This window comes from Streptomyces sp. NPDC054847 (assembly GCF_053610925.1).
This window is the reverse complement of record NZ_JBSGZJ010000555.1, coordinates 1-4,252: the sequence shown is the minus strand read 5'-3', so window position 1 is coordinate 4,252 and position 4,252 is coordinate 1. Positions and strand designations below refer to the sequence as shown.

Annotated in this window: 4 protein-coding genes; 2 read left to right on the top strand and 2 right to left on the bottom strand. The window is 67.9% G+C overall.

Features of this window, described 5'->3' with window-relative positions; all coding sequences use genetic code 11:
• Positions 1-52: 52 nt before the first annotated feature.
• Together ACWGH4_RS32200 and ACWGH4_RS32195 are read right to left on the bottom strand one after the other, a co-directional pair.
• A complete protein-coding gene (locus ACWGH4_RS32200; protein WP_441265509.1) occupies positions 53-1,321 on the bottom strand; it encodes a PTS transporter subunit EIIC in 1,269 nt (422 codons plus the stop codon).
• Positions 1,322-1,574: 253 nt separating this feature from the next.
• Positions 1,575-2,834 (bottom strand): PTS transporter subunit EIIC, encoded by a 1,260-nt coding sequence (locus tag ACWGH4_RS32195; protein ID WP_453467103.1) that lies wholly within the window; start codon positions 2,832-2,834, stop codon positions 1,575-1,577.
• 183 nt (positions 2,835-3,017) lie between these two features.
• Here ACWGH4_RS32195 and ACWGH4_RS32190 point away from each other — a divergent pair, with 183 nt between their 5' ends.
• Together ACWGH4_RS32190 and rph are read left to right on the top strand one after the other, a co-directional pair.
• A complete protein-coding gene (locus ACWGH4_RS32190) occupies positions 3,018-3,305 on the top strand; it encodes a PTS glucose/sucrose transporter subunit IIB (RefSeq protein WP_268247311.1) in 288 nt (95 codons plus the stop codon).
• Between the two features lie 83 nt (positions 3,306-3,388).
• Positions 3,389-4,123, top strand: coding sequence for a ribonuclease PH (gene rph, locus ACWGH4_RS32185; RefSeq protein WP_441265511.1), 735 nt, complete (start codon positions 3,389-3,391; stop codon positions 4,121-4,123).
• The last annotated feature ends 129 nt before the right edge of the window (positions 4,124-4,252 follow it).

The window sequence follows — 4,252 nt, the reverse complement described above, 5'->3', positions numbered from 1 at the left end:
GCCCCTGCCCTCCCGACGGAGGACAGGGGCCTTGGCCTTGGTGACGCGAGGACTACTTCGCCTCGGCCTTCTGCAGCTCGGCGAGCTCCTCGTCGGACTCGCGGCCCGGCGTGGGGAGGTTGAACTTGGTGATCGCGAAGCGGAACACCACGTAGTAGACCGCCGCGAAGCAGAGGCCGACCAGGGCCAGGCCCCACGGGTTGGACGCGATACCGAGGTTGAGCAGGAAGTCGATCGCGCCGGCGGAGAAGCCGAAGCCGTCCTTCATCCCGAGCGCCCAGGTCAGCGCCATGGAGACACCCGTCAGCACGGCGTGGATCGCGTACAGCACCGGCGCGATGAACATGAAGGTGAACTCGATCGGCTCGGTCACACCGGTGACGAACGAGGTCAGCGCGAGGGAGAACATCATGCCGCCGACGACCTTGCGGCGCTCGGGGCGGGCGCAGTGCACGATCGCGAGGCAGGCCGCCGGGAGGGCGAACATCATGATCGGGAAGAAGCCGGTCATGAACTGTCCGGCCGTCGGGTCGCCGGCGAGGAAGCGGGCGATGTCGCCGCTCTTGCCCTCGTAGGAGCCGGCCTGGAGCCACGGGAACGAGTTCAGCAGGTGGTGCATGCCGACGGGGATCAGGGCCCGGTTGGCGACACCGAAGATGCCCGCGCCGACCGCGCCGGAGCCGACCAGCCACTCACCGAGGTTGTGCAGACCGGCGCCGAGCCACGGCCAGATCAGGCCGAAGACGATGCCGATGACCAGACCCGCGAAGGCGGAGAGGATCGGGACCAGGCGCCGGCCGCCGAAGAAGCCCGCCCAGTCGGGCAGCTTGGTGCGGTAGAAGCGCTGGTACAGCAGGGCGACGACGATGCCCATGACCACACCGCCGAGCACACCGGCGTTGACCGGGGCCTCGTTCATGACGATCTTGCCGTCGGCGACGGCGGCGACCTTCGGCAGGTTGCTGTCCGTGAACTGGGCCAGCACGCTCTTGAAGACCAGGTAGCCGGTCACGGCAGCGAGCGCGGTCGAACCGTCGGACTTCTTCGCGAAGCCGATGGCGATGCCGACGGCGAACAGCAGCGGCATGTTGTCGAGCAGAGCGCCACCACCGGCCGCCATGTAACCGGCGATCTTGGTGATGAACTCGGGGAACGACTCCTTGCCGAGCATGTCCGCCTGGCCGAAGCGCACCAGGAGCGCGGCGGCGGGCAGCACGGCGACGGGCAGCATCAGGCTGCGGCCGATGCGCTGCATGACAGCCATCACGCCTGCGCCCGTCTTCTTCTTGTCCGCCTCTGGGGCGGCGCTGGCCGTGGACATCAACTTCCTCCAGTGGGCAAGGCGCCGCCGGAGGACAGGACTACGGGGAGGGCGGCGTCTCAAAAAGGGGAATGCGGCCTGTGGTCTGGACCGCATGGTCTACACCATTGAGTGGTGTAGACCTGTTGTAGCACGGTGAGGGTTAGATAAGGAACCTGCGAATTTTCCGGACCCGATAACGATCCGGTCAATGCGTGCAAAAGGCCTCCGGGAGCCGGGCTCCCGGAGGCCTTCCCTGCCTGGTCGGCGGCCTCTACTTGGTCGCCTCCCGGTCCATCTCCTCCTGGATCTCCTCCGGCTCGCGCCCAGGTGTAGGGATGTTGAACAAAGTGATCGCCAGCCGGAAGACCACGTAGTAGACCACCGCGAACCCCGCGCCGATCGGCAGGATCAGCCACGGCTTCGTATCCAGGTGCCAGTTGACGACGTAGTCGATCAGACCCGCGGAGAAGCTGAAGCCCGCGTGCACCCCCAGCGCCCACGTGATCGCCATCGACGCCCCGGTCAGCAGCGCATGCAGCCCGTACAGCAGCGGCGCCACGAACATGAACGAGAACTCGATCGGCTCCGTCACGCCCGTCACGAACGACGTCAGGCCGACCGAGAACATCAGGCCGCCCACCCGCTTGCGGTGCTCCGGCCGGGCGCAGTGGGTGATCGCGAGGGCGGCCGCCGGGAGGCCGAACATCATGATCGGGAAGAAGCCCGACATGAAAAGACCCGCGTCGGGGTCCCCCGCGAAGAAGCGGGTCAGGTCGCCCTGCACCACCGTGCCGTCCTCGCCCTGGTACTCACCCGCCTGGAACCAGAAGAACGTGTTCAGGAACTGGTGCATACCGACCGGGATCAGCAGCCGGTTCGCGACGCCGAAGATCCCCGCGCCCCAGGCCCCGAGGTCGATCAGCCGCTTCGAGAAGGCCGTCAGCGCGTCGCCCACCGGGTCCCACAGCAGACCGAACAGCACCCCCAGCACGCAGCAGACGAACGCCATGATGATCGGGACGAGCCGGCGCCCGTTGAAGAAGCCCAGCCAGTCCACCAGCCGGGTGCGGTGGTACCGCTGCCAGATCACGGCCGTCAGCAGACCGATCAGGATGCCGCCGAGCACCCCCGGATTCTGCGGGGTGCCGTCCGGCATCGCCTCCGTCACCGTGCCGTCGACCGGGAAGGCCCGCAGGACGTTGTAGTACACGAGGAAGCCCGCCACCGCTGCGAGGGCGGTCGAACCGTCGGCCTTCTTCGCGAAGCCGATCGCGACGCCGATGCAGAACAGCAGGGGCAGGCCCAGGCTGCCGTCGAGGATGCCGCCCCCGCCCTTGATCAGGACCTCCGCGGTCCGATCCCAGAACGGGCCGTCCAACGAGGCGTCGAACAGGTTGCCGAGGCTGACCAGCAGACCCGCCGCGGGCAGCACGGCGACCGGGAGCTGCAGGCTGCGGCCGACCTTCTGAAGTCCTTGGAAGAGTCCGTTCCACCATTTCCGCCGCGGCGCCGCCGCGCTCTCGGTGCTCATCGGCTTCCTCCCGGAACAGGCCTGGTTTGGCAGCTGTTGCAGACTGGTGTAGACCAGTCGCGATACGGTCCTGGGGCCCGGTCGCGAGACAGGGCACCGGTGATCGTCATCTTTCGATACAAGACGGTTACTCGCCCGTGAAGATAGGCCAACCGTGCGTTACCGTGACAACCCGGACCTACGGTGGGCCGAGGCGGTGGGCCGGACGCTCAACGCTCCGAACGCAGGGAGAAAGACATGGCCAGCAAGGCTGAGAAGATCGTCGCCGGGCTCGGCGGAATCGACAACATCGAGGAGATCGAAGGCTGCATCACCCGCCTCCGTACCGAGGTCGCGGACCCCAGCCTTGTCGACGAAGCCGCCCTCAAGGCCGCCGGCGCCCACGGCGTCGTCAAGATGGGCACCGCCGTCCAGGTCGTCATCGGCACCGACGCCGACCCGATCGCCGCCGACATCGAAGACATGATGTGACCTGAGCGGACACCGACGCACGAGGGGCCTGATTCCGACCGAGCGGAACAGGCCCCTCACCCATCTGCCGATAGGCTCGGCCCATGTCTCGCATCGACGGCCGCACCCCCGAACAGCTCCGCCCCGTCACCATCGAACGCGGATGGAGCAAGCACGCCGAGGGCTCCGTCCTCATCTCCTTCGGAGACACCAAGGTCTTCTGCACCGCCTCCTTCACCGAAGGCGTCCCCCGCTGGCGCAAGGGCAGCGGCGAAGGCTGGGTCACCTCCGAATACTCCATGCTCCCCCGCTCCACCAACACCCGCGGCGACCGCGAATCCGTACGCGGCAAGATCGGCGGCCGCACCCACGAGATCAGCCGCCTCATCGGCCGCTCCCTGCGCGCCGTCATCGACTACAAAGCACTCGGCGAGAACACCGTCGTCCTCGACTGCGACGTCCTCCAGGCCGACGGCGGCACCCGCACCGCCGCCATCACCGGCGCCTACGTCGCCCTCGCCGACGCCATCGCCTGGGCCCAGACCAAAAAGATCGTCAAGCCCGGCCGCAAGCCCCTCACCGGCACCGTCGCCGCCGTCAGCGTCGGCATCGTCGACGGCACCCCCCTCCTCGACCTCTGCTACGAGGAGGACGTCCGCGCCGAGACCGACATGAACGTGGTCTGCACCGGCGACGGCCGCTTCGTCGAGGTCCAGGGCACCGCCGAGGCCGAGCCCTTCGACCGCAAGGAGCTCAACGCACTCCTCGACCTCGCCACCGGAGGCTGCGCCGACCTCGCCGCCCTCCAGGCCGAGGCCCTCGGACAGAGCGCCCAGTAGCCCTGCCGAAAAACGCGATTCCTGCCCGTCAGGACAACCCGCGGACAGAAACCGCCAGGTAAAGAAGCAACCAAGAAGCCCCCACGGGGCGTCGTAGTCGATACGGGCGCACGGGCCGAACCGTGCGCC

Bases quoted from the DNA above. Each gene is read 5' to 3' on its own strand.
- ACWGH4_RS32195 (WP_453467103.1), bottom strand. From the start codon at position 2,834: ATGAGCACCGAGAGCGCGGCGGCGCCGCGGCGGAAATGGTGGAACGGA.
- rph (WP_441265511.1), top strand. From the start codon at position 3,389: ATGTCTCGCATCGACGGCCGCACCCCCGAACAGCTCCGCCCCGTCACC.
- ACWGH4_RS32200 (WP_441265509.1), bottom strand. From the start codon at position 1,321: ATGTCCACGGCCAGCGCCGCCCCAGAGGCGGACAAGAAGAAGACGGGC.